Origin of the sequence: Citreimonas sp. (assembly GCF_042096055.1) — a bacterium.
Lineage (GTDB): Bacteria > Pseudomonadota > Alphaproteobacteria > Rhodobacterales > Rhodobacteraceae > Citreimonas.
This window is the reverse complement of record NZ_JBELMH010000165.1, coordinates 1-2,702: the sequence shown is the minus strand read 5'-3', so window position 1 is coordinate 2,702 and position 2,702 is coordinate 1. Positions and strand designations below refer to the sequence as shown.

3 protein-coding genes are annotated in these 2,702 nt (G+C 69.9%); 2 read left to right on the top strand and 1 reads right to left on the bottom strand.

Annotation, left to right across the window (positions count from 1 at the left end):
* On the bottom strand, window positions 1-566 hold a 566-nt coding region (locus tag ACFDTC_RS18030), incomplete at its 3' end, for a trehalose-6-phosphate synthase (RefSeq protein WP_375260259.1).
* Between the two features lie 259 nt (window positions 567-825).
* On the opposite strand from ACFDTC_RS18030, the gene otsB reads away from it, so the two are divergent.
* On the top strand, window positions 826-2,184 hold the full coding sequence (gene otsB / locus ACFDTC_RS18025) for a trehalose-phosphatase (RefSeq protein WP_375260258.1): 1,359 nt from the start codon (window positions 826-828) through the stop codon (window positions 2,182-2,184).
* Between the two features lie 75 nt (window positions 2,185-2,259).
* On the top strand, window positions 2,260-2,702 hold a 443-nt coding region (locus tag ACFDTC_RS18020; RefSeq protein ID WP_375260257.1), incomplete at its 3' end, for a hypothetical protein.

Below are 2,702 nucleotides of genomic sequence, written 5' to 3'. Positions count from 1 at the left end.
GCCTCGGTCTGCAGGCCCACCAGGTCGAACGCGGCCAGCCAGTAGTAGAAATCCTCGCGCTCGGGCAGCGCCTGGATGTCGGGCAGCGTCGGGAACGGGATGTGCAGGAACAGCCCGACCCGCGCGGTGACGCCCAGCTTGCGCAGTTCGTAGGCCACCGGAAGGAAATGGTAATCGTGGACCCAGATCGTGTCGTCCGGCTGGATGATCCGGGCCAGCATCCGCGCGACGCGGGCGTTCACGGCGGCGTAGCCCTCGGCATATCGGCGGTCGAAGCTGATCAGGTCGGTGCGGTGGTGGCATAGCGGCCAGAGCACCGAGTTCGCGTAGCCGAGGTAGAATTCCCCGTATTCGGCCTCGGTCAGCTCGAAGATCGCCTTGTCGTAGCCGTCGCCGCCCTCGAGCGGCTGGAATTCCTCGGACGGCGTATCGGCGAAGTCGTCACCGGACCCGATCCAGAGACCGCCGCGCTTGGCCAGCAATTCGTGGATCGCCACGACGAGACCGCCGGACGGCGGGCCACCGGTCGGAATGCGATTGGACAAGACGATCAGGCGACCGGTCATGGCGTCGCTCCCCCGGCCTTGGTCGGATGCGACGCGTTGTAACGGACGCGGGTCGCGCACGGGCCGCCGCTCGTGGTCGGGATACTGGTCATGGCGTGTGGGAAACTCGCATCTGTCATATTAGGAAAACCGGGCCGGTGAGATGCGGTTCCTGTTTTCGCGGCGGAAACGGCGAGGGCGCGCTTTCCTGCTCAGGGCGTGACCGCCGGTAGCGGACGGCAGCGTTGGCGCCCCCCGGAACCGGGCTGGCGGGCTGGCGTTGATCCGCCGCATCACGAGGCCGTGCACACGGGCACGGCCAGCCAGGAGGACCAGGATCATCGCCGAGGATCGCCCGCAAGACCCCCCCAACGGACCAGACGACACGATCAGAGCCGTGATCCTCGACTTCGAGGGCGTGCTGACCGGAGCGGATGGCACGCCGGTTCTGGACGACGCGGCCGACATGATCCGGGGGCTGAAGGCGGCGGGCATCGCCGTCGGAATCGTCTCGGACGACGACCGAACGACAAAGGCGCTGAACGATGCGGACCTGACGTCTCTGGTCGACGCCGTCTCCGACGAAACCGGCTCGGCCGCCCTGCCCGACCGGCTGCACGAGATCGCGCGCCATCTGGGCAGCATGCCGGGCGAAACCGCGCTTGTAGGTGCCACGCCCCGAACTGTCGGCGCCGGCTCGGCCGCGCGACTGGGGCTGGTCATCGGCGCCGACCGCCACGACGATTCAGGCCAGCACCGCCACGCCCTGCGCTCGGGCGGGGCCGACCTCGTGACTCGCGACCTGCGTCAATTGCTGCTGCCGGATGGCGGCCTGCGCACGCTGGACCGGTTGCCGCTGATCTGGGACCGGCTCGACGCGGTGCGTGCGCGCATCGGCGCCCGGCCGGTGGCGACGTTCCTCGACTTCGACGGCACGCTGTCGCCCATCGTCGCGGATTTCCGTGCCGCGAGCATCCCGGACGAGACGCGCGATGCCGTCGCGCGTCTGGCCGGCTGCTGCCCCGTGGCGGTCATCAGCGGCCGAGATCTGCAGGACGTGCGCGCGCGTGTGGGCCTCGAGGACGTGATCTACGCCGGCAGCCACGGCTTCGACATCGCCGGGCCCGACGGGCTGGAGGCGCGGCCGGACGAGGCCGAGGGCTTCCTGCAGCCGATCGCCGATGCCGACGCCGCCCTGCACGAGGCGCTGTCCGGCGTCGAGGGCGCCGATGTCGAGCGCAAGACCTTCTCGGTCGCCGTGCATTACCGGCGGGTGGCCGAGCAGGACGTGCCCACCATCGAGAACGCCGTGGACCGGATCGTCGCGGACCGGAAGATGCTGCGCAAGGGGCGCGGCAAGATGGTGTTCGAGATCCAGCCGCGCGCCGACTGGGACAAGGGCCGTGCGGTCGCCTGGCTGCTGGAAAACACGCGCCTCGGCACCGACGATGCCCTGCCGGTCTATTTCGGCGACGACCTGACCGACGAGGACGCATTCGGCGCCCTGAGCGGGTCGGGCCTGTGCATCGCGGTGCGCGGCGGCGGCCGCGCGACGCTCGCGGATTACGCGCTGGCGGACACCGACGACGTGCGCCGCTTCGTCCTGTGGCTGGCGGACAGGGGCGCGCCGTCGCGCTGAACGCCCGGCGGCGCGTTGGAACGCCCCCGGGCGGCCCGCGTTTCGCATGCAAGCCATTTAGGACAGGAGAACCCGATGCCCCGCGCCATCAAGGCTGCCCTGGTCGCCGCCGCATTCGCAACCGCTGCCCCCTTCGCTGCGCTTCAGGCGCAAGAGCCGTTTTTCTCGGTCGCCACCGATGACGAGGTCGGCCGCTACATCGTCGGCCCCGGCGGCCGACCGGTCTACATGTTCGACACAGGCGCACGCGGCGGCGACTATCTGCCGCCGCTGGAATCCTGCCTCGCGCGCTGCCGCGAAGCCTGGCCGCCGGTCTTCGTCGACGCCGAGACGAACCTCGTCGTTCCCGACGACCTCGACAGCCAGCTGACCGGCATGGTGCCCGAAAGCGAAGGCGAGCGGCTGGTGGCCAGCTACAACGGCTATCCGTTGTTCTACTACGCCCGCGAGGACGAAAGCGAAGGTCCCAGCGGCCACGGCATCCACACCCACGGCGGCTGGTGGATCGCGATCGCCCC